The sequence below is a fragment of the Geodermatophilus sp. SYSU D00766 genome (assembly GCF_054049915.1).
Map to the genome: position 1 here is coordinate 81,610 of NZ_JBJGYI010000005.1, position 20,900 is coordinate 102,509.

Genomic DNA, 20,900 nt, shown 5'->3' on the forward strand with positions numbered 1-20,900 from the left:
CACCTTCCGGCCCTAGCCGGGTTCTCCGCGCAGCTTGCGCCGGGCCACCACGACGAGGTCGACCAGCGCCACCGCGGCCAGGACGAACAGGAGCACCGCGGGCCAGGCCGGCAGGTCGGTGCCCAGCCACAGGATCCCGAACACCGTGCAGGTGACCAGCCCGAAGGCGGCCAGCACCAGCCGGAGGGTGAGCGCCGACTGCGCCGGCGCCGCGCCGCCGATGCCCGCCGTCGGGTCGTGGTGGTCGGGCAGGCCGCGCTCGTAGTCCGCGCGGGTGCGCTTCCGCCGGGGCTCGCTCATGCCACCGGCGGTACCCGGCGCCGCCCCGGCCACCCGGCGGGGCGCTGCGAGGATGGCGGGCGTGACCCCGGCTGCCCGCGACACCCCCGCCGTCCTGCGCGACCTCGGCGCCGCCCTGCTGGGTGCGCTGCCGGCCGGCGCGGCGCGCGTCCGGTACCGCGCCACGGTGGTCGGGGACGTCCGCCGCGACGAGCCCGTCGCCGACCCCGGCGACGGGCGGCCTGCGCCGGTGGCGGTGCCCGACGCCGTCCGCGCCGCCGTCGAGGAGCTCAAGCGGGTCATGTGGACGCCGGAGCGCGGCACCTGGCTGCAGACCGAGATGGTCCTCGACCGGTCCACCGGCCGGCTGCTGCCGCTGTTCAACGGCGACGCCGAGCCCGCCGGCCCGCCGCTGCCGCGCGAGGCGCTGCTCGCGGAGCTGCGCGACTTCCCCCGCCCGCCCGGCGCCGTCCCCGGGTGGATGGCCGAGCGGACCGGCTGACCGCGCCGCCCCGCCCCCCCCGGCGCGCGGGCGCACTACCCTGGATCGACGTGGCCGCAGACTTCTCCGTCGTCCTCGACGAACTCGACACGACCCTCAGGAGCATCGAGTCCGTCCTCGACGTCGACCGGCTGCGCCGGGAGGTCGCCGACCTCGAGCAGCAGGCCGCCGCGCCCGACCTCTGGAACGACGTCGAGGCCGCGCAGGCGCTGACCTCCCGGCTGTCCTACCTGCAGGGCGACCTGCGGCGGGTCGAGGAGCTGCGCAGCCGGCTCGACGACGTCGGCCTGCTGCACGAGATGGCCGCGGAGGAGGACGACGCGGACACCGCGGCCGAGGCCGAGCGGGAGCTGGAGAGCCTGCGCAAGGCGATCGACGAGCTCGAGGTCCGCACGCTGCTCAACGGCGAGTACGACTCCCGCGAGGCGCTGGTGACCATCCGCTCGGAGGCCGGCGGGGTCGACGCCGCGGACTTCGCCGAGATGCTCATGCGCATGTACCTGCGCTGGGCCGAGCGGCACCGGTACGCCGTCGAGGTCTACGACACCAGCTACGCGGAGGAGGCCGGCATCAAGTCGGCCACCTTCGCCGTGAAGCAGCCCTACGCCTACGGCACGCTGTCGGTCGAGCAGGGCACCCACCGGCTGGTGCGCATCTCGCCGTTCGACAACCAGGGCCGCCGGCAGACGTCGTTCGCCGGCGTGGAGGTGCTGCCCGTCGTCGAGCAGACCGACCACGTCGACATCCCGGAGAACGAGATCCGCATCGACGTCTTCCGGTCGAGCGGGCCCGGCGGGCAGAGCGTCAACACCACCGACTCCGCCGTCCGGATCACCCACCTGCCCACCGGCATCGTCGTCTCCTGCCAGAACGAGAAGAGCCAGATCCAGAACCGGGCCGCGGCGATGCGCGTGCTGCAGGCGCGGCTGCTGGCCAAGCGGCAGGAGGAGCAGCGGGCGGCCATGGACGCGCTCAAGGGCGAGGGCTCCAGCTGGGGCAACCAGATGCGCTCCTACGTGCTGCACCCGTACCAGATGGTCAAGGACCTGCGCACCGAGCAGGAGACCGGCAACACCGCCGCCGTGCTCGACGGCGACATCGACTCCTTCATCGAGGCCGGCATCCGGTGGCGCCGGCAGCAGGAGAGCGTGCCGGCCGGCTGAGCGTCGCCTCGGTCACACCGCGGCGCGGGTGGGAGGGCGATCCCGCTGGGTAGCGGGGGAGGTCGCAGAACCGCTCCCGGTGCGTCTCGGTGCGAACCGACCAGGGTGCGGCTCCGGACAGGTACCGTGGCCCCTCGTGATCGAATTGCAACACGTCACCAAGCTCTACCCGGCCAGCCCCCGGCCGGCCCTCGATGACGTGACGACGGAGATCGACAAGGGGGAGTTCGTCTTCCTCATCGGCTCCTCGGGCTCCGGCAAGTCGACGTTCCTCCGCCTGCTGCTCAAGGAGGACGACCCGACCCGCGGCACGATCACCGTCAACGGCAAGACGCTCAACGGCATGAGCAAGTGGCAGGTGCCCAAGCTCCGCCGCACCATGGGCTGCGTCTTCCAGGACTTCCGCCTGCTGCGCAACCGCACGGTGGCGGAGAACGTGGCCTTCGCCCTCGAGGTCATCAACAAGCCGCACCGCACCATCAAGCGCGTCGTCCCCGAGGTGCTGGAGATGGTCGGCCTCGACGGCAAGGCCAACCGGCTGCCGCACGAGCTCTCCGGCGGGGAGCAGCAGCGGGTGGCCATCGCCCGCGCCTTCGTCAACCGGCCGCTGGTGCTGCTCGCCGACGAGCCCACCGGCAACCTCGACCCGGAGACCAGCGAGGGGATCATGCTGCTGCTGGAGCGGATCAACCGCACCGGCACCACCGTGATCATGGCGACGCACGACTACCACATCGTCGACTCCATGCGCCGCCGCGTCATCGAGCTCAACGGGGGCCAGATCACCCGCGACCAGTCGCGCGGCGTCTACGGCGTCGGCCGCTGACCGCTGGTCGCCCCCGCCACCTCCTGCACCTCACGACAGGGAACCCATGCGCGTCAACTTCGTCCTCTCCGAGGTGGCCACCGGGCTGCGTCGCAACCTGACCATGACGGTCGCGATGATCCTGACCACGGCCATCTCGCTCGGTCTCATGGGGACCGGCCTGCTCATCGCCGGGATGATCTCCGACATGAAGGAGATCTACTACGACAAGGTGCAGGTCTCCATCTTCCTGGCCGACGACGTCACCGACGAGCAGCGCAGCGCCATCGAGACCCAGCTCGCCGACTCGCCGGAGGTGGCCACCTACCTCTACGAGTCCAAGGACGAGGCCTACGAGCGCTTCCGGCAGCAGTTCTCCCAGCAGCCCGAGCTGGTCGAGAACACCCCGCCGGACGCGCTGCCGGAGAGCTTCCGCGTGGAGCTGGTCAACCCCGAGCGCTACGAGGTCATCGCCGCGGAGTTCCCCAACGGGCAGGACGGCGTCGACCAGGTGCGCGACGAGGGTGACTTCCTCGACCGGCTGTTCAGCCTGCTCAACGGCGCCCGCAACGCGACGATCGCCGTGGCGGTGGTGCAGGCGCTGGCGGCCCTGCTGCTGATCTCCAACACGATCCAGCTCGCGGCGTTCAACCGGCGCAACGAGACCAACATCATGCGGCTGGTCGGCGCCTCCCGCTGGTACACCCAGCTGCCGTTCATCCTCGAGGCGGCGCTGGCCGGGCTCATCGGCGCGATGCTCGCCGTCGGCGGCCTGGTGCTGACCAAGGTGCTCTTCGTCGACAAGACGCTGGCCGGGCCGATCAAGGCCGGGATCATCCCGCCGGTCGACTGGAGCGCGATCGCCACGATCAGCCCGATCATCGCCGCCGCCGGCGTGGGCCTGGCCGCCGTCGCCGCGTACGTCACGCTGCGGCTCTACGTCCGGCTCTAGTCCGTCCGGTGGCCGGGGTCCCGCGCCTCCCGTCGCGGCCGGAGCCGGAGGCGGGTAGGAAGCGGGCATGACGACGGCCGACGTCAGCGGGATCCACGAGCAGGCGGCAGCGGGGGCGGGGGACGTCGACGCCGGGCGCGCCGACGTCCGCCTGCACCTGCGGCGGCTGGGCGGCGTCGGTGCCTTCGGCACGGACGACGACGACCCGACCGAGGGGCTGCTGACCGCGGTGCGGATGGTGCGCCGGCTGGCGTCGGTGTCGCTGGCCACCGCCTTCGCCGCGTGGTCGCAGCGGATGGTGCTGGAGTACCTGCGCACCTCCCCGCCGGCCGCGCCGCTCGACGGCCTGGTCGACGGCCTGGTCGACGGCCTGCGCGCCGGCACCGTCCCCGGCGCGAGCGCGATGGCCCCGGCGCTGGCCGACCTCGCCGGCACCGGCACGCTGCCGGTCACCGCCACCCGCGACGGCGACGGCTGGCGGCTGTCGGGCACGGTCACCTGGGCGTCGAACCTCTTCGACGACGCCGTCGTGGTCACCCCGGTGCGGACCTCCGAGGAGGGGCGGCTGGTGGTGTGCCTGCGCCGCACCGACGACGGCGTGACCCCCACCGAGCCCTACGACCTGCTCGGACTCAACGGCACCGGCACCGGCGGGCTGGAGCTCGACGGGGTCGCCGTCGGCGCGGGGCACGTGCTCAGCGACGACCTCGCCTCCTTCGTGGCCGTCTGCCGCCCGGCGATGGTGCTGCTGCAGACCGCGATGGCCGTCGGCGTCACCGACGCGGCGCTGACCGCCTCCACCGAGCACCGGCCCGCCGTCCTGCGCCCCGACGGCGACGCGCTGGGCGAGCGGCGCGACGACGTCGTCCGCCGGCTGGAGGACCTCGCCGGCGACCGGGTCGGCGTGCACCCCGGCGACCTCGCCCGGCTGCGGCTGACCGCCCTCGACCTCGCCGCCGAGGCGGTCCGGTTCGAGTCGGCGGTGGCCGGGGGAGCGGGTTACCTGGCCGGCAGCGACACCGCCCGCCGGGTGCGCGAGGTGGCGTTCCTGCCGGTGCAGGCCCCCACGTACGCCCAGCTGCGCCGGGAGGTCGCGGCGGCCGAGGGCGGGCGGGCACCGGCCCGGTAACCTGGGAGGATGCCGCGGGAACAGGGGCGCAAGCTCATCGCCCAGAACAAGAAGGCGCGGCACGACTACTCGATCCTCGACACCTACGAGGTCGGTCTGGTGCTCACCGGCACCGAGGTGAAGAGCCTGCGCGCCGGCCGGGCGTCGCTGGTCGACGGTTTCGCCACCGTCGACGGCGGCGAGGTGTGGCTGCAGCACGTCCACATCCCCGAGTACACGCAGGGGACCTGGACCAACCACGCCCCGCGCCGCAAGCGCAAGGTGCTCATGCACCGCGAGGAGATCGACAAGCTGATCGGCAAGACCCGCGAGGGCGGCCTGACGCTCGTGCCGCTGGACCTGTACTTCAAGGACGGCAAGGTCAAGGCCACCCTGGCGCTGGCCAAGGGCAAGAAGTCCTACGACAAGCGGCACGACCTGGCCGAGCGGGACTCCCGCCGGGAGATCCAGAAGGCGTTCGGCCGGTACGTCAAGGGCCGCCGCTGATGCGGGGCGTCGCCTACGACCGGTTCGGCTCCTCCGACGTCCTGGCGCTGCGCGACGACCTGCCCGACCCGCCGGTCGGGCCCGACACCGTGCTGGTGCGGGCGCACGCCGCCGGGGTCAACCCGGTCGACGTCGGCATCCGCGAGGGACACCTGGCCGGGGCCTTCCCGCACCACTTCCCGATCGTGCCGGGCTGGGACCTCGCCGGCACCGTCGAGGCGGTCGGGCCGGCGGTCCACGACCTCGCCACCGGTGACGAGGTGTTCGGCTACCTGCGCCGCGACGACGTCCAGTGGGGCACCACCGCCGAGCTGGTGCCCGCCCCGCAGCGCTGCGTGGCGCGCAAGCCGGGCTCGCTGTCCTTCGCCGAGGCCGGCGCCCTGCCGCTGGCCGGGCTGACCGCCTACCAGGCGCTCACCGAGGCGCTCGACGTCGGTGAGGGCGACCGGGTCCTGGTGCACCGGGCCGCCGGCGGGGTCGGGTTCTTCGCCGTGCAGATCGCCGTCGCGCTCGGCGCGCACGTCATCGGCACCGCGAGCTCCCGCAACCACGGCTTCCTGCGCGACGCCGGCGCCGCCGAGGTGTTCGACCACGCGGCCGGCCCGGTCAGCGGGCAGCTGTCCGAGCCGGTCGACGCCGTCCTCGACCTCGTCGGCGGCGACACGCTGGCCGACGCGCCCCGGCAGGTCCGCGACGTCTCCCGCGTCGCCAGCGTCGTCGACCCGGCGGTCAACGGGATGGGCGGGCGCTACGTGTTCGTCCGGCCCGAGCGGCACGACCTCGAGGAGCTCGGCCGGATGGCCGACGCCGGGCAGCTGCGGGTGTCGATCGCGCGGGCGTTCCCGCTGGAGCGCACCGCCGAGGCCCACGACCTCGTGGCCGGCGGCCGGGTGCGCGGCAAGGTCGTCGTCACGCTGCGATGAGCGTGCCCCCGCCGGTCGACGACGCCGACGTCCCGCGGTTCTGGCGCGAGCTGGGCCTGCCCGGCCTGGTCGACGTGCACGTGCACTTCCTGCCGCCCCGGGTGCAGGCCAAGGTGTGGGGCTACTTCGAGGCGGCGCGGGAGCACTACGGCACCGACTGGCCGGTGCACTACGCGCTGCCGGAGGACGAGCGGCTGGCCGTGCTCGGCCGGCTCGGCGTGCGGGCGTTCCCCACGCTGCCCTACCCGCACAAGGCGGGGATGGCCGCCTGGCTCAACGACTGGTCGGCCGCCTTCGCCGACGCCCACCCGCAGGTGCTGTCCTCGGCCACGTTCTTCCCCGAGCCCGAGGCGCCGTACTACGTGGCCGAGGCGCTGCACCGCGGGGCCCGGGTGTTCAAGGTGCACGTGCAGGTGGGCGGCTTCGACCCGCGCCACCCGCTGCTGGAGCCGGTGTGGTCGCGGCTGGAGGAGACCGGGACACCGGTGGTCGTCCACTGCGGCTCGGGTCCGCTGCGCGGCGAGCACACCGGCCCCGGGCCGGCGGCCGGCCTGCTCGAGCGCCACCCCGGGCTGCGGCTGGTGGTCGCCCACCTCGGGATGCCCGAGTACCGCGAGTTCCTCGACCTCGCCGAGCGGTACGAGCACGTGCACCTGGACACCACCATGTTCGCCACCGGGTTCACCGAGCGGCTCATGCCCTTCGACCGGGCGCTGCGGCCGCGGCTGGGCGCGCTGCGCGACAAGGTGCTGCTCGGCAGCGACTTCCCGTCCATCCCGTACCCCTACGCCGAGCAGCTGGCGGCCCTCGCCGGGCTCGACCTCGGCGAGGACTGGCTGCGCGCGGTGCTGCACGACAACGGCGCCCGGCTGTTCGCCCTGGAGGACTGAGTGCCCACGTCCCGCCTCACCGCCGCCGTCCTCGGCACCCCGGACCCGCGCGGCCTAGCCCGCTTCTACCAGCGGCTGCTCGGCTGGCCGATCCGCGACGACGAGCCGGAGTGGGCGACGCTGCGCCCCGCCGACGGCAGCACCGGGCTGTCCTTCCAGCTCGAGGCCGACCACGTGCCGCCGGTGTGGCCGCCGGAGCCCGGCACCCAGCAGATGCAGCTGCACCTCGACGTCGAGGTCGACGACCTCGAGGCCGCCTGTGCCCTGGCCGAGGAGGCCGGTGCCTCCCCGCTCGGCGGGCACGAGGACGAGCACGAGGTGGTGCGCGTCTACGCCGACCCCGCCGGGCACCCCTTCTGCCTGTTCACCCGGCGGGCCTGACCCTCGCTCAGCCGGTCGGCGGCTGGTAGGTCGGCTGCAGCCGGACCGCCTCGTCGACCTCCTCGGGGGTCATGAGGACCACGGTCCGCACGCGGGCCACCCCGCTGCTGTTCACCGTGAGCGCCATGGCGGCCGCGGTCCGCGCGTCCGGTAGTTCGGCGATCGCGTAGACGTCGTCGGTGCCGAAGGCGAAGTGGAAGGTCTCCAACCGGCCGCCGACCTCGGTGGCCATCCTCTCGATGGCCGCACGTCGCGCTGTGCCTCCCGCGGCGATGATGGCCTTCGTCGCCTGCGGTGTGTACTCGCCGATGAAGAGGAAGCGGGGCATGTCGACCTCCCGGGCTGACCCCCGTGCGCAGCGCATGCTCCGACGTCCGCTCCCTGGGGACAACGACCCTCCGCGCGGCCGGCCCCGCGGCGGCGTGGCGGCGACGTACCGTCGGCGCCCGGAACTCGCTCGCGCCCCCACCCCGCCCCACCTACCCTCCCGTCCCGTGGCCGCTCTCCCTGCTGACGTGACCGGCCTGCCCGAGGGCCTCACCGCCCGACCGCTCACCCTCGACGACGCCGACGCCGCCGCCGGGCTGCTCGCGGCCGCCGAGGTGCTCGACGGCACCGGGGAGCACGAGGACGCCGACGACCTCACCGAGTGGTGGGGCAACGAGATGGTGGACCTGCGGCGCGACGGGCGCGCGGTGGTGACGGCGGAGGGCCGGCTGGCCGGCTGGGCGACGTCGATCGCCTCCCGGGGCGGCCGGGACGCCCTGCGCGTCTGGTCCGAGGGCCGGGTGCACCCGGAGTTCCGCGGCCGCGGCATCGGGCGGGCGCTGGTCGACTGGCAGGTGCGCCGCGGCACCGAGCAGCACGCCGACCTCGCGCCCGCGGGGCTGCCCGGCCGGCTGGTCGCCTCGGTGTGGCCCGCCATGACGTCGCTGGAGTCGCTGCTGCGGCGCAGCGGCTTCGAGGTCGAGCGGCTCTTCGCCGCCATGGAGCGGCCGCTGACCGACCTGCCCGCCGTGTCCGCGCCGCCCGGGGTGGAGATCGTCCCCTTCGACCCGGACCGCGACGACGAGGTCCGCCGGGCGCACAACGCCTCCTTCACCGCCCACCACGGCTCCAGCGAGCGCGACGAGGAGGCCTGGCGGACCTGGTTCACCGGGCAGAGGGCGTTCCGCCCGGAGCTGTCGGTGCTGGCCCTCGCCGACGGCGCGGTCACCGGCTACGCGCTGGTCTACGTCTACGACGCCGACACCCGCGCGACCGGCGTCCGCACCGCCCACCTCGGCCAGATCGGCGTCCTCCCCGCGGCCCGCGGGCGGGGCGTCGCCTCGGCGGCCATCGCCGCCGCGCTGGCCGCAGCCGCGGCCGGCGGCTGCGGGCGGGCGGCGCTCGACGTCGACACGGAGAACACCACCGGCGCCTTCGCGCTCTACGAGCGCCTCGGCTTCCGCGTCGCCCGCACCTACCACTCCTGGGCCCACCCGGTGCCGCCGCTGGCCTAGGGTCGCCGGCATGGTCAGCGCCGATCCCACCGTGCCCGCCCTCGACCCGGCGGTGGTGGGCCGGGCGTACCGCTCCCTCGCGCCGCTGCACGACCACGTGTACTTCGTGCCCGAGACCGAGCAGCACCTGACGGCGGTCGGCCTGCGCCCGGGCCGGATGGTCTACTTCGCCGGTCGCGCGGCCCCGATGGGCGCCGTCGGCCCCGGGGTGGTGACGGCGACGTTCTCCAACTTCTCCCCGGCGATCGTGGCCCGGCACGTGCCGCGGGCGTGGACGCTGGCCACCCCGGAGCAGGTCGTCGCGGCCCGGCGCACCGCCGCCCGCGCCTCGCTGACCCGGCTGCTCGGCGGGGAGGAGGCCGCGGCCGCGCCGGAGGTCGCCGAGCTCGCCGGCCTGCTGACCGAGGCGTGCGAGGGGCTTCCCGCCGAGGGCCGGCCGCTCTACGCCGGCCACGCCGACCTGCCCTGGCCGGAGGACCCGGTCGGCCGCCTCTGGCACGGCGCGACGCTGCTGCGCGAGTGGCGCGGCGACGGGCACGTGGCGGTCCTGGTGCGCGCCGGCCTGTCCGGGCTGGAGGCGCTGCTCACCCACACCGCCACCGGCCGCGGCTTCGCACCCGCCGCCGCGCAGGCCACGCGCGGCTGGACCGACGAGGAGTGGGCCGCGGGCCTGGCCCGCCTCACCGCCCGGGGCCTGCTCGACGGCGAGCAGCTCACCGACGCCGGACGCCGGCTGCGGGCCGACGTCGAGGCCGAGACCGACGCGCTGTCGACCGCGCCGTGGGCGCACCTGGGCCCCGAGCGGACCGCCCGGGTGATCGAGCTGGGCAAGCGGTTGTCGACCACCGTCGTCGGCAACGGCGCCTATCCCTCCGGCATGTTCGCCGGCCGGTGAGCCCCCGTCTCCCCGAGGCCGCGGACGACGGGCCGACCGCCGAGCTGCTGCGCGGCCGCCGGGAGGGCGTGCTGACCACCCTCGACCGGCTGCTGCTGCACAGCCCGCCGGTGGCCGAGGGCTGGAACGCGCTGCTCGGCGCGCTGCGCCGCGGCACCACGCTCGCCGACGACCTGCGCGAGCTGGTGGTGCTGCGGGTCGCCGCGCTCGCCGGCGCGGCGTTCGCGTGGGCCGCGCACGAGCCCATCGCCCGCCGCGCGGGGCTCACCGACGAGCAGCTCGAGGCACTGTGGGCCGAGGACGCCGCCGCCGAGCCGGGGTGGACGCCCGTGCAGGCCGCCGTCCTGGCCTTCACCGACGCCTCGGCCCGCGCCGTCACCGTGCCCGACGACGTCTTCGACGCCGTGCGCGCGCACCTCGACGACCGGCAGGTGGTGGAGCTCGCCGTGCTGGTCGGCGGGTACGGGATGGTCGCCCGCTTCCTCGTGGCGTTCGACGTGCCACTGCCCGGCGGCGAGGTGCCCGGCTGACCGGTCCTCCCTATGGTGTGGTTCACACCATCCGGGGGAGGCGTCATGGCCACGATCGAGCGCCCGGGCCAGCCGGGACAGCGCACCGACGTCGACGCCGCGTTCCGCGGCTCGGCCACCTACCGCAGCCTGGGGGAGCAGCGGCTCAGCCCGGCCGAGGAGCGCTTCGAGAAGGGCCGGCGCACGGTCGGGCTCTTCCTCGCCCCGGTCGTGACGATCGTCTTCGCCCTGCTGCCGCTGGACCTGCCGCGCGACCAGCACCTGCTCGCCGCGATCCTGCTCGGCGTCATCGTCCTGTGGATCACCGAGCCGGTGCCGATCCCGGTCGGCGGTCTCATCGGCGTCGGGGCGATCGTCGTCCTCGGGGTGGTGCCGGCCGACGACGCCGTCGCCCCCTTCGGGTCGACGACGGTGTTCACGTTCATCGGCGCGTTCATCCTCGCCGCGGCGATGCTCAAGCACGGCGTCGCCCGGCGCTTCGCGATGGCCATCCTGTCCATGAGGTGGGTCGGCGGCTCGACCGCGCGGGTGGTCATCGCCTTCGGGCTGATCACCGCCCTGCTGTCGGCGTTCGTCTCCAACACCGCCACCGTCGCGATGCTGCTGCCCACCGCGATCGGCATCCTGTCGGTGATCGCCAAGCTGCTGCAGGACAAGGGGCTCGTCGCCCCCGACTTCGACCCGCTGCGGCTGCGGGTGGGCGTCGCGCTGATGCTCATGCTGGCCTACGGCGCCAGCGTCGGCGGGCTGATCACCCCGGTCGGCACCCCGCCGAACCTCATCGGCCGCGGGCTGATCGAGGAGGCGACGGGGGAGCGCATCGGGTTCCTGCAGTGGATGCTCATGGCCCTGCCGATCTGCGCGCTGATGTTCGTGGCGCTGGCCGCCGTCCTGCTGCTGCTCAACCGGCCCGAGATCAAGCGGATCGAGGGCGTGCACGAGTACGTGCAGGCCGAGCGCGCCGAGCTCGGCCCGGTCTCCCGCGCGGAGAAGAACACGCTGGTCGCCTTCGGCATCACCGTGGCGCTGTGGATCTTCCCCGGCGTCATCGCGCTGACCGCCGGCACCGAGTCCGACCTGTACACGACGATCAGCGACCGGATCGACGAGGGCATCGTCGCCGTCCTCGGGGCCTCGCTGCTGTTCCTGCTGCCCACCGACTGGAAGAGCCGGGAGTTCACCCTCAACTGGTCCGACGCCGCGAAGATCGACTGGGGCACGATCCTGCTGTTCGGCACCGGGATCATCTTCGGGTCGCTGCTGGCCGACACCGGCCTGGCCGAGACCATCGGCAACGCCTCGGCCGACACCCTCGGGCTGACGAGCACCTTCGCGATCACGGTCTTCGCGGTGGTCCTGGCGATCATCATCTCGGAGACCACGTCGAACACCGCGTCCGCGGCGGTGGTGGTGCCGATCATCATCCCGGTGGCGGTGGCCGCGGGGATCAACCCGTTCGTGCCGGCGCTCGCCGCGACGTTCGCGGCGTCCTTCGGGTTCATGCTGCCGGTGTCCACGCCGCAGAACGCCATCGTCTACGGGTCCGGCGTCGTGCCGATCACGAAGATGATCCGGTCCGGGATCTCCTTCGACGTCCTCGGCGCGCTGCTGATCGTCCTGCTGCTGCCGCTGATGGTGGGCCTGGTCCTGGACGTCTGAGCCGGCGGCCGACCCCCGGGTGAACGGAGGGGGAACTCACCCTCTCGGGGAGCCCGTGCCGACGCGGTCGTGTCACGATGGACGACGGCCCGCGCGACGGGCACCGGCCGACGGGGAGGGAGGGCGAGCGCGTGCGCAGCGAACCGCCCAGTCCCAGTCCCGAGGCCCTCCCCACCGCTTGCTGAAGGACCCCGCTGCCCCCCACCGCTCGCACGCTCGCGGCGGGCCCCTGCAGCGGGGCCGCGCACGGGAGGGCCTCCGCTGAGTCCTGCCACCAGCGTCCCCGGGAGCCCCCGCCATGGCCGACCGTCGCCTCGCGCCCCTCACCGCCCTGTCCACCCTGGGCCGCCGCCCGCGCCCGCCGGTGCTGCGCCCCGCGCCGCCCGTGCCGGCGCCGGTGCCGCCGGTGCGGCAGTCGCGGCTGGTCGACAACGCCGTCTACGCCGGGGGCCGGCGCATCGCCACGCCGTCGTCGGCGGAGGAGAGCCACGACTGGCTGACGGAGGGCTTCGACGACCGGCTGGTGTGGCTGGGCCTCTACCGGCCCGAGCCCGCCGAGCTGGGGGAGCTCGCCGAGCAGTACGGGCTGCCCGAGCTGGCCGTCGAGGACGCCATCCAGGCCCACCAGCGGCCGAAGTTCGAGCGCTACGGCGACACGCTGTTCGTCGTCCTCAAGGCCGCCCGGTACCTCGACGCGACCGAGGAGGTGGAGTTCGGCGAGCTGCACCTGTTCCTCGGGGAGCAGTTCGCGGTCACCGTCCGGCACGCCGAGTCACCCGACCTCGCCCGCGTGCGCCGGCGGCTGGAGAGCGAGCCGGCGCTGCTGGCCAAGGGCAGCGAGGCGGTGCTCTACGCGATCCTCGACGCCGTCGTCGACGGGTACTCCCCGGTGGTCGCGGGCCTGGCCAACGACATCGACGAGATCGAGACCGAGGTCTTCCGCGGCGACCCGGGCGTCTCCCGGCGCATCTACGAGCTGTCGCAGGAGGTGCTGGAGTTCCAGCGGGCCGCGCAGCCGCTGACCGGCATCCTCGCCGCGATCACCGCCGGGTTCGACAAGTACGGCGTCGACGAGGACCTGCGCAGCTACCTGCGCGACGTCGCCGACCACGTCACCCAGGTCACCGAGCGCATCGAGGCCTTCCGGTTGCAGCTGCGCGACATCCTCACCGTGAACGCGACCCTGGTGGCGCAGCGGCAGAACGACGAGATCCGCGAGCTGACCGAGGCCTCGATCGCGCAGGGCGAGGAGGTCAAGAAGATCTCCGCGTGGGCGGCCATCCTGTTCGCCCCGACGCTGGTGGGCACGGTGTACGGGATGAACTTCCGGGACATGCCCGAGCTGTCGTGGCACCTGGGCTACCCGTTCGCGCTGGTGCTGATGCTGGGCGTGAGCCTGACCCTGTACGCGGTGTTCAAGCGCCGCGACTGGATCTGAGGCGCTGCCGCTGTTGCCGCTACCGACGTGCCGGGACGCAGGGGGAACAACGCGGTGGCCGCCCCGGTTAGGATGGGTGCACAACTACACAGGGGGTGAATGGTCTCGACTGCGGTCGGGTGACCAGGGGAAGCGAGCCGAGGAAGCCGACGATGAGCTCGTTAACCACGCGTCGGGAACAACACAAGCGCCGACTCCAGTCGCGCTGACTTCGCTCTCGCTGCCTGAGTAGCTAGAGCGGGTCTGTCAGCCCGGGTTTCGTCATCGGCCCGGTGTCTGGCATCAGCTAGATGACTCACCGTGCGTGCCGGTCACGGGCGCACACGGGACACCTCACAGTGACTGGGCCCGTCATCCCGTCTCGTCCGTGAGATCGGGAGGGTCGAGCAGAGACGCAGCGGACTGCGCTCGGAGAAGCCCTGGTGATGCGTCGCAGGACGCGGGTTCGATTCCCGCCACCTCCACCCCTCGTCGAGAGCCCCGCCCGGACCCCGTCCGGGCGGGGCTCTCGCGCGTCAGGCGGGGTCCCGCCACATGGGGAACACCGGCGGCGCGGGGGCGGGCAGCGGCAGCGGCTCCCGGTCGGCGAAGCCCAGCCGGGCGTAGAGCCCGCGGCTGCGCTCGCACGTCGCCTCCAGGTAGGCGGGCAGTCCCTCGCGGTCGCACTCATCCAGCACCGGCCGCAGGAGCGCGCTGCCCCGCCCCTGACCCTGCCGGCCCGGGACGACGCCCACGTACAGCAGGTACCAGTGGTCCGGCAGCTCGCGGTGGTGCGCGTCCATGACGGTGCGGATCCGCACGCCCAGCGGGGCCTCCCGGGCGAAGGCGGCCACCGCGGCCGGCCCCTGCACGACGTCCTCCCAGGTGGTGCTCGCCCACCGGCCCGGCGGGAACCACACCACCCCTGCTGCCCCGTCGTCGGTCATCCACGTGCCGCCGCGCCGCTCACTGCGGGCCACCTCGAGACGGAACAGCAGCCGCATCCGGGCGTCCCGGGCCCGCCCCCCCGGAGGGAACGCGGCGGTGAAGACCGGGTCGTCGGAGAAGGCCGCGGCGAGCAGCGCCGCCAGCGGCCGGCGGTCGGCCCGCGTCGCCCGCCGGACAGCGGAGCGGGTGTCACCCGACATGGCCGGCATGCTCCCCACCCCCGGCCCGGCACGCCAGGTGCGGAGGTCCCGGGCGACGGAGCGGACGCACTCGTCCCCGCCCGGCTCTCGCGCGTCGGCCGTCGGGACGCCAGAGTGACCGGGGTCACCACCTGCCGAGACGAGGAGCCCCCGTGATCGAGAACCCGTTCTACACACCCGAGGTGCAGGGCGCCTACCACCTGCACTCGCTGGGCGGCTTCGACCTCGAGGAGGGCGGCCACATCCCCGACCTGCAGATGGCCTACGCCACCTACGGGGAGCTCAACGAGGCCAAGGACAACGCCGTCCTGATCCCCACCTGGTTCAGCGGCACCCACGCCACCTGGGAGCAGGTCTACATCGGCCCCGGCCGCGCCCTGGACCCCTCCCGCTGGTTCATCGTGGTGATCAACCAGATCGGCAACGGGCTGTGCACCTCCCCGCACAACGCCGACGGCGACATCGCGATGTCGGGGTTCCCGCACGTCCGCATCGGCGACGACGTCCGCGCGCAGCAGCAGCTGGCCGCGGAGCTGTTCGGCATCGAGCGGTGGGCGCTGGTCGTCGGCGGCTCCATGGGCGCCCAGCAGACCTACGAGTGGGCGGTGCGCTTCCCCGAGCGGGTGCTGCGCGCCGCGCCCATCGCCGGCACCGCGCAGAACACCCCGCACGACTTCCTGTTCACCCAGACGCTGATGGACGCCATCACCTCCGACCCCGGCTGGAACGGCGGGGAGTACCGCTCGCACACCGACGTCGCCGACGGGCTGCGCCGGCACGCCGACATCTGGGCGGTGCTGGGGCTGTCGACCGAGTTCTGGAAGACGGAGTTCTGGCGAACCATCGAGCTGCCCGACGTCACGTGGTCGACCTTCGAGGAGTTCCAGGAGCGGTTCGTCCGCGCGGTCTTCCTCGCGATGGACCCCAACGCGCTGCTGAGCATGGCCTGGAAGTGGCAGCGCGGCGACGTCGCCCGGCACACCGGCGGCGACCTCGCGGCGGCGCTGGGCCGGATCACCGCGAGGACCTTCGTCATGCCGATCGACGAGGACATGTTCTTCCCCGTCCGCGACTGCGCCGCCGAGCAGGCCCTGGTCCCCGGCAGCGAGCTGCGGGTGCTGCCGAGCATCGCCGGCCACTTCGGGCTCTTCGGCTTCGAGAAGACCTACCTCGACGAGGTCGACCGCAACCTCGGCGAGCTCCTCGAGACCCCGGTCTGACACGGGGGGCGGCTCCCCGGCCGGGAGCCGCCCCCGCCGTCAGTCCCGCGGCGGGACCAGCCGCCGCGGCACGCAGGAGTTGGTCAGCTCCTCCCCGGTGAGCTGCGGGTAGGTGGCGGCGCACCACGCCTCGACGTCGGCCCGGCTGCCGGCGCCCACGTCGACCACGGTCATCCAGAACGGGTCGCCGTCGGCGGTGCGGGCGTTCCGGCCGAAGTCGGTGCCGTGCAGCGTGAGGACGGCGGCCGGGTCGCCCACCGTGGCCAGCGCCGCCCGGTTCTCGGCCAGGATGTCGACGGCGCGGAAGGTGTGCGTGCCGTTCTGCGCGACCTGCAGCGGGTCGACGATCCCGACGTCCTTCGACGCCAGCTGGGCCACCCACCGGCCGTCGGTGGACAGCCGCGCGAGCGACTCCTGCCGCAGCGCGGCGAGCTCGGCCAGCGCCCGCTCCTCGGCGCCGGCCGCCGGGGTGTCGGGCTGCTCCTGCGGCTGGGCCGCCGTGCCGGGACCGGGCGCCGGCTGCTCCTGGCCCGGGCCGCACGCGGGCGCGCCGGCCGGCCCGGGGTCGGGCGTGCACGGCCCCTGGTCCACCCGTGCCGCCGTGCCGGTCCACCACGAGGTCAGCCCCAGCGCGCCGGCCCACGACAGCGAGACGTGCACGTGGTCGGTGTGCGGGTCCGGCCCGGTGTAGGGCTGCCACCCGTCCCGGGACGGCGACCAGATCTCGCGGTCCCAGATGACGTACATGACGCCGAGTCGCCGGGCGGCGGAGGCGGGTTCGCCGTCCGGCCCGGGTGCGGCCAGCCAGCCGACGAAGGCCCGCGCCACCGCGGCGTCGTCGGGGTCGGTCGCGTCGAGCATCCAGTCGAGGGCGCGGCCCTCCTTGTGCTCGCTGGTCCCGCCGGCCGCGCAGTCGCGCGAGATGCCGACGCTGCCGGTGGCGTAGTGGTCGAGCAGCGCGTCGGCGAGCGCGCGGGTGCCCGGCTTGGCGGCGGGGTCGCAGACGGCCTGGGCGACGTAGGGAGCCGGCGCCTCGACGGGGACCGGGGCCGGTGCCGGGGCGGCCGGGCCGTCGACGGCGGCGGAGGCGGGCGCGGGCAGCAGCAGCGCGCCGGCCAGGACGAGGGGGAGGGTGAGGAGGGCGCGGCGGCGGGGGAGCGGGGTCGGACGCACGGCGTCCTCCACGGGTCGGAGCGGCCGGGGCGCCCATCCCACGGCGCCGGTGCCGCGGCGGTCCACCCCCTCCGCACCACCGGCGTTCCGGCACCGGCGTGTCCGGCGGCCGGACGGCGTGGCGGCGACCGAGCGGGTGGGGTCGGCAGCGCGCCGTCCGCGCCGGGGCTCAGGCCGGGTCCGACGGCAGCGAGTGGTGCTCGTGGGTGATCAGCCAGCGCCCGTCCACCCGCCGCAGGCCCACGGTGAGCCGCACGTCGAACCCCTCACCGCCGGCCGGTCCCACCCGCAGCAGCCCGTGCGCGTAGGCGACGTCCTCCCCGGCGACGACGGTCAGCCCGGAGACGTCGAACTGCCCCTGACCCTGCGCGTCCCAGAACGGCCGCCACTGGTCGAGGTAGTCGGCCGTCCCGCTCACCGTCATCGGCGGCACGACGTCGAAGAGCACGACGTCGCCGGTGTGCACGGCCACCACCGCGTCGACGTCGGCCACGCGGACCGCGCGGGCCCAGGCCTCGAGCACCTGGCGCACGGTGAGCTCGGCGGCGGTCATGGGTTCCCCTCTCCTCGGCTACCCGGGGCCGACCGCAGCACGCCGCGGTCGGCGTCGCACCCCCTCGGAGGGGTGAGGGCACCCGTCCGGCTGCACTCCCGGGCCGCCGGTGCCGATCTCCTGGTCACGGACGACAGGAGGATCCCCGTGAACCCCATCGCGTGCCGCGCCGTGGCGCAGGCCGGTCTCGTCGCGGCCACCGCCTCCGCCGACGACGAGCGACCCTGGCCGCTGCTGCTGGTCGCCGGCTGGCACACCACCGCCGCCGACCTCGTGTTGGCCGACGCCCGGCTGGCCGCGGAGGTCGCCGCGCTGCCGGTCTGACGGCCCCGGCGCGGCCCGGCTACGGGGTGCGTGCGTAGTGGCCGGTGGGCCCGTGCGAGCGGACCACGACCAGCACGTCCTCGCTCTGCAGCGTGCCGATGAGGGGGTCGTCGAAGCGCAGGGTCCGCCCGCCGCGGGTCACCGACAGCACGATGTCGCGCAGGTCGCGGGGGCCCAGGCCCACCTCCCCGGCGGTGACCTCCCGCTGCGACAGGTCCAGCCCCTGCCCGCCGGTGAGCAGGTCCTCGACCACCGACACCACCCGCGGGCTGTCGGTGGACAGGCCCAGCAGCCGGCCCGACGTCGCCGAGGTGGTGATGACGGTGTCGGCGCCGGACTGCCGCAGCAGCTGGGCGTTCTCCTCCTCGCGGACGCTGGTGGTGATCGGCACGCTGTGGTTGAGCTGGCGCACGGTCAGGGTGATGAGCACCGAGGCGTCGTCACGGTTGGCCGCCACGATGACCGCCCGCGCGCGCTCCACGTGGGCCCGGCGCAGCACCTCGGTGCGCCCGGCGTCGCCGACGATCCCGGTCAGGCCGATGGAGTTGGCCTCGTCGATGGCCCGCTGGTCGGAGTCGACGACGACGATGTTCTCCAGCGGCGTGCCGGTGGCCTGCAACGAGCGGATGGCGCTGCGGCCCTTGGTGCCGTAGCCGCACACGATGACGTGCTGGCGCACGCGGGACCTCCAACGACGGATCCGGAACTCCTCGCGCGAGCGCGTGGTGAGCGCCTCGAGCGTGGTGCCGATGAGGACGATCAGGAACAGCACGCGCAGCGGCGTGATGACCAGGAAGTTGACCAGGCGCGCCTGGTCGGTGACCGGGGTGATGTCGCCGTACCCGGTGGTCGAGAGGGTGACGGTCGCGTAGTAGGCCGCGTCGAGCAGCGAGACGCCGCCGGTCGAGTCCAGGTCGCGGTAGCCGTCGCGGTCGACGTAGACCAGCACGACGGTCAGCACGAAGACGACCAGCGCGAACAGCAGCCGCTGGCTCACCTGCCGCGTGGGGGACGGCTCGACGTGCGCCAGCCGCACGCCCGCGTGGTCGGTGTCGCCGTTCACCCGCCGGACGATAGTGAGCCGACGGCCCCGGCGCGTGGCGCCGCACCCCTCGGGGGTGAGGCCGGGGGTGCGGCGCTCCCGGGTCAGCCGCCGGTGGCCTCCCGCTCCCGCGCGGCCAGCTCCCGCTTGAGGACCTTGCCCGCCGCCGACACCGGGATGGCGTCGATGAACACGACGTCGCGCAGCCGCTTGTAGGGGGTGACCCGGTCGTTGACCGCGGCCATCACCGACTCGGGCGTCAGTCCCCGCCCGGCGTCGTCGTCGCGGCGGACGACGTAGGCCACCGGCAGCTCACCGGCCGTCTCGTCGGGCCGGCCGACGACGGCGGCGCCGGCCACCCCCGGGACGCCGAAGAGGATCTCCTCCAGCTCCCGCGGGAACACGTTGTAGCCCTTGTAGAGCAGCATGTCCTTGGTGCGGTCGACGATCGACAGGTAGCCGTCCTCGTCGAGCACCCCGACGTCGCCGCTGTGGAACCAGCCGTCGGCGTCGATGGACTCCGCGGTCGCCTCGGGCCGGTGGGCGTAGCCGCGCATGACCTGCGGGCCGCGGATGCACACCTCGCCGCGCTCGCCGGCCGGCAGCGCGTCGCCGCCGCCGAGCGGGCGGATGGAGATCTCGGTGTCGAAGATCGGCACCCCGACCGTGCCGGCCTTGCGGGTGCCCGAGCGGAACGACGGGTTGCCGGTGGCCATCATGGTGACCTCGGTCAGCCCGTAGCCCTCGCCGATGACGGCGTCGGGCAGCAGCGCCTGCAGCCGCTCGATCAGCGGGACCGGCAGCGGTGCGGCGCCGCTGGAGATCCCGCGCACGGAGGAGAGGTCGGCGTCGTCGATGCCGGGCACCTGCAGCAGCGCCACGAACACCGGCGGGGCACCGCCGATGCTGGTCACCCGGTACCGGACGGCGTCCTCGACGTACCTCACCGGGTCGAAGCGCATGTGGATGACCGTCGTCGTCCCGGCCATGACCATGCCGTTGAGGTAGCCGATCGCCCCCATGGCGTGGAACCACGGGGTGAGGTTGACCAGGCGGGCCCCGCCGAGCCGGATCGGGTACTCGTCCTCGCCGAGCACCTGCCGGAGGGTGACGTCGCCGGCCTCGTCGAGCTCGGGCACCGACCCGGAGGTCCAGCACGCCGACTGCAGCACGTTGGTGACGACGTTGCGGTGCGGCAGCTCCACGCCCTTGCTCACGCCGGTGGTGCCACCGGTGTAGGCCAGGTGCGCGAGGTCGGCGGCCGGGTCGACGCCGGCGTCGAGGTGGCGGTCGGTGGGGTCGGCGGCCAGCAGGTCGGCGAGGTCGACGTCGCCGTCGTCGAGGCCCGGCAGCCGGGCGCCGAAGTCGAGGGTGTGCGCCTCGCCGGTCACGACGACGGTCCGCACCGGCGTGGCCGCCAGCGCGGAGCGCACGAAGGGCAGCACCTGGTCCCAGGTGACGAGCACCGTGGCGCCGGCGTCGGTGAGCTGCGCGGCGAGGTCGGCGGCCGGCAGCAGCGGGTTGGTGGGGGAGAAGACCGCGCCGGCCATGACCACGCCGTAGTAGACGGCCGGGTACTGGCGGCAGTTCGGGATGTGCACCGCCACCACGTCCCCGCGGCCCACGCCGTGCTCGGCCAGCCAGTTGGCGACCGCGGCGGCCCGCGCGCCGAGCTCGTCGAAGGAGAGCTCGACGTCGTGGTCGACGAACGCCGTCCGGCTGCCCCAGCGGCGCACCGCCGCGCGCAGGATCGACCCGACCGGCACCGCCGGGTACTCCAGCGAGCGCGGCAGCCCGGGCGGCCAGCTCGCGGCGGTGGGAGCAGTCGCGGGCTGGGTGGCGGTCATGCGGGTCCTCTCGGTCCGGTTTCCGGGTGGCGACAGCGTGGCCCAGGTCACAAGCGGCTGTCGAGGTGCCGGCGGCCCCG

The 20,900-nt window shown here is 74.3% G+C and carries 23 protein-coding genes and 1 other RNA gene; 17 read left to right on the top strand and 7 right to left on the bottom strand.

Annotation, left to right across the window (positions count from 1 at the left end):
- Nucleotides 1-12 precede the first annotated feature (12 nt).
- Nucleotides 13-300, bottom strand: a complete 288-nt coding sequence (locus tag ACI8AD_RS06560; protein ID WP_456869721.1) for a DUF6343 family protein — start codon at nt 298-300, stop codon at nt 13-15.
- 61 nt (nt 301-361) lie between these two features.
- Here ACI8AD_RS06560 and ACI8AD_RS06565 point away from each other — a divergent pair, with 61 nt between their 5' ends.
- From ACI8AD_RS06565 to ACI8AD_RS06605, 9 genes are all read left to right on the top strand, one after another.
- Nucleotides 362-781 carry a hypothetical protein gene (locus tag ACI8AD_RS06565; RefSeq protein ID WP_456869722.1) on the top strand — a complete coding sequence of 140 codons (420 nt, stop codon included), beginning with the start codon at nt 362-364 and terminating at the stop codon, nt 779-781.
- Nucleotides 782-831: 50 nt separating this feature from the next.
- The gene (prfB, locus tag ACI8AD_RS06570) at nt 832-1,944 is read left to right on the top strand and encodes a peptide chain release factor 2 (protein WP_456869723.1); all 1,113 of its coding nucleotides are present in this window, start codon (nt 832-834) and stop codon (nt 1,942-1,944) included.
- A 136-nt stretch (nt 1,945-2,080) separates the two neighbouring features.
- A complete protein-coding gene (ftsE, locus tag ACI8AD_RS06575; RefSeq protein ID WP_089404684.1) occupies nt 2,081-2,770 on the top strand; it encodes a cell division ATP-binding protein FtsE in 690 nt (229 codons plus the stop codon).
- 46 nt (nt 2,771-2,816) lie between these two features.
- Entirely contained in the window at nt 2,817-3,701 is an 885-nt protein-coding gene (gene ftsX / locus ACI8AD_RS06580; protein WP_456869724.1) for a permease-like cell division protein FtsX, read from the top strand.
- Nucleotides 3,702-3,768: 67 nt separating this feature from the next.
- Entirely contained in the window at nt 3,769-4,830 is a 1,062-nt protein-coding gene (locus tag ACI8AD_RS06585; protein ID WP_456869725.1) for a hypothetical protein, read from the top strand.
- Between the two features lie 9 nt (nt 4,831-4,839).
- Nucleotides 4,840-5,316, top strand: a complete 477-nt coding sequence (smpB, locus tag ACI8AD_RS06590; protein ID WP_089404687.1) for an SsrA-binding protein SmpB — start codon at nt 4,840-4,842, stop codon at nt 5,314-5,316.
- A complete protein-coding gene (locus ACI8AD_RS06595) occupies nt 5,316-6,239 on the top strand; it encodes an NADP-dependent oxidoreductase (RefSeq protein WP_456869726.1) in 924 nt (307 codons plus the stop codon). Before smpB ends, ACI8AD_RS06595 begins: the two co-directional genes overlap by 1 nt.
- Entirely contained in the window at nt 6,236-7,129 is an 894-nt protein-coding gene (locus ACI8AD_RS06600) for an amidohydrolase family protein (RefSeq protein ID WP_456869727.1), read from the top strand. Before ACI8AD_RS06595 ends, ACI8AD_RS06600 begins: the two co-directional genes overlap by 4 nt.
- Nucleotides 7,130-7,510, top strand: a complete 381-nt coding sequence (locus ACI8AD_RS06605; protein WP_456869728.1) for a VOC family protein — start codon at nt 7,130-7,132, stop codon at nt 7,508-7,510.
- A 7-nt stretch (nt 7,511-7,517) separates the two neighbouring features.
- Here ACI8AD_RS06605 and ACI8AD_RS06610 read toward each other — a convergent pair whose 3' ends face one another.
- Nucleotides 7,518-7,838, bottom strand: a complete 321-nt coding sequence (locus tag ACI8AD_RS06610; protein WP_456869729.1) for a GYD domain-containing protein — start codon at nt 7,836-7,838, stop codon at nt 7,518-7,520.
- Nucleotides 7,839-8,004: 166 nt separating this feature from the next.
- Between ACI8AD_RS06610 and ACI8AD_RS06615 the strand changes: the two genes are divergently transcribed.
- From ACI8AD_RS06615 to ssrA, 6 genes are all read left to right on the top strand, one after another.
- Nucleotides 8,005-9,012 carry a GNAT family N-acetyltransferase gene (locus ACI8AD_RS06615; RefSeq protein WP_456869730.1) on the top strand — a complete coding sequence of 336 codons (1,008 nt, stop codon included), beginning with the start codon at nt 8,005-8,007 and terminating at the stop codon, nt 9,010-9,012.
- Between the two features lie 10 nt (nt 9,013-9,022).
- On the top strand, nt 9,023-9,907 hold the full coding sequence (locus ACI8AD_RS06620; RefSeq protein ID WP_456869731.1) for an SCO6745 family protein: 885 nt from the start codon (nt 9,023-9,025) through the stop codon (nt 9,905-9,907).
- Nucleotides 9,904-10,437 carry a carboxymuconolactone decarboxylase family protein gene (locus ACI8AD_RS06625; protein WP_456869732.1) on the top strand — a complete coding sequence of 178 codons (534 nt, stop codon included), beginning with the start codon at nt 9,904-9,906 and terminating at the stop codon, nt 10,435-10,437. The genes ACI8AD_RS06620 and ACI8AD_RS06625 overlap by 4 nt, the downstream gene beginning before the upstream one ends.
- Nucleotides 10,438-10,482: 45 nt before the next feature.
- Nucleotides 10,483-12,096 carry an SLC13 family permease gene (locus ACI8AD_RS06630; RefSeq protein WP_456869733.1) on the top strand — a complete coding sequence of 538 codons (1,614 nt, stop codon included), beginning with the start codon at nt 10,483-10,485 and terminating at the stop codon, nt 12,094-12,096.
- Nucleotides 12,097-12,394: 298 nt separating this feature from the next.
- Nucleotides 12,395-13,534, top strand: a complete 1,140-nt coding sequence (locus tag ACI8AD_RS06635) for a magnesium and cobalt transport protein CorA (protein ID WP_456869734.1) — start codon at nt 12,395-12,397, stop codon at nt 13,532-13,534.
- Nucleotides 13,535-13,625: 91 nt separating this feature from the next.
- Nucleotides 13,626-14,001: a transfer-messenger RNA gene (ssrA, locus tag ACI8AD_RS06640) on the top strand.
- A gap of 48 nt (nt 14,002-14,049) precedes the next feature.
- On the opposite strand, the gene ACI8AD_RS06645 is transcribed toward ssrA, so the two are convergent.
- Entirely contained in the window at nt 14,050-14,661 is a 612-nt protein-coding gene (locus tag ACI8AD_RS06645) for a GNAT family N-acetyltransferase (protein WP_456869735.1), read from the bottom strand.
- 152 nt (nt 14,662-14,813) lie between these two features.
- Between ACI8AD_RS06645 and ACI8AD_RS06650 the strand changes: the two genes are divergently transcribed.
- Nucleotides 14,814-15,881 (top strand): alpha/beta fold hydrolase, encoded by a 1,068-nt coding sequence (locus ACI8AD_RS06650; protein WP_456869736.1) that lies wholly within the window; start codon nt 14,814-14,816, stop codon nt 15,879-15,881.
- A 39-nt stretch (nt 15,882-15,920) separates the two neighbouring features.
- On the opposite strand, the gene ACI8AD_RS06655 is transcribed toward ACI8AD_RS06650, so the two are convergent.
- Together ACI8AD_RS06655 and ACI8AD_RS06660 are read right to left on the bottom strand one after the other, a co-directional pair.
- A complete protein-coding gene (locus ACI8AD_RS06655) occupies nt 15,921-17,054 on the bottom strand; it encodes a hypothetical protein (RefSeq protein ID WP_456869737.1) in 1,134 nt (377 codons plus the stop codon).
- Between the two features lie 169 nt (nt 17,055-17,223).
- Nucleotides 17,224-17,607, bottom strand: a complete 384-nt coding sequence (locus ACI8AD_RS06660; RefSeq protein ID WP_456869738.1) for a YybH family protein — start codon at nt 17,605-17,607, stop codon at nt 17,224-17,226.
- 147 nt (nt 17,608-17,754) lie between these two features.
- On the opposite strand from ACI8AD_RS06660, the gene ACI8AD_RS06665 reads away from it, so the two are divergent.
- On the top strand, nt 17,755-17,931 hold the full coding sequence (locus ACI8AD_RS06665; protein WP_456869739.1) for a hypothetical protein: 177 nt from the start codon (nt 17,755-17,757) through the stop codon (nt 17,929-17,931).
- 19 nt (nt 17,932-17,950) lie between these two features.
- Here the strand turns inward: ACI8AD_RS06665 and ACI8AD_RS06670 are convergent, their stop codons facing one another.
- The gene (locus ACI8AD_RS06670; protein WP_456869740.1) at nt 17,951-18,994 is read right to left on the bottom strand and encodes a potassium channel family protein; all 1,044 of its coding nucleotides are present in this window, start codon (nt 18,992-18,994) and stop codon (nt 17,951-17,953) included.
- Between the two features lie 83 nt (nt 18,995-19,077).
- The gene (locus tag ACI8AD_RS06675; RefSeq protein ID WP_456869741.1) at nt 19,078-20,820 is read right to left on the bottom strand and encodes a class I adenylate-forming enzyme family protein; all 1,743 of its coding nucleotides are present in this window, start codon (nt 20,818-20,820) and stop codon (nt 19,078-19,080) included.
- Nucleotides 20,821-20,900: the final 80 nt, after the last annotated feature.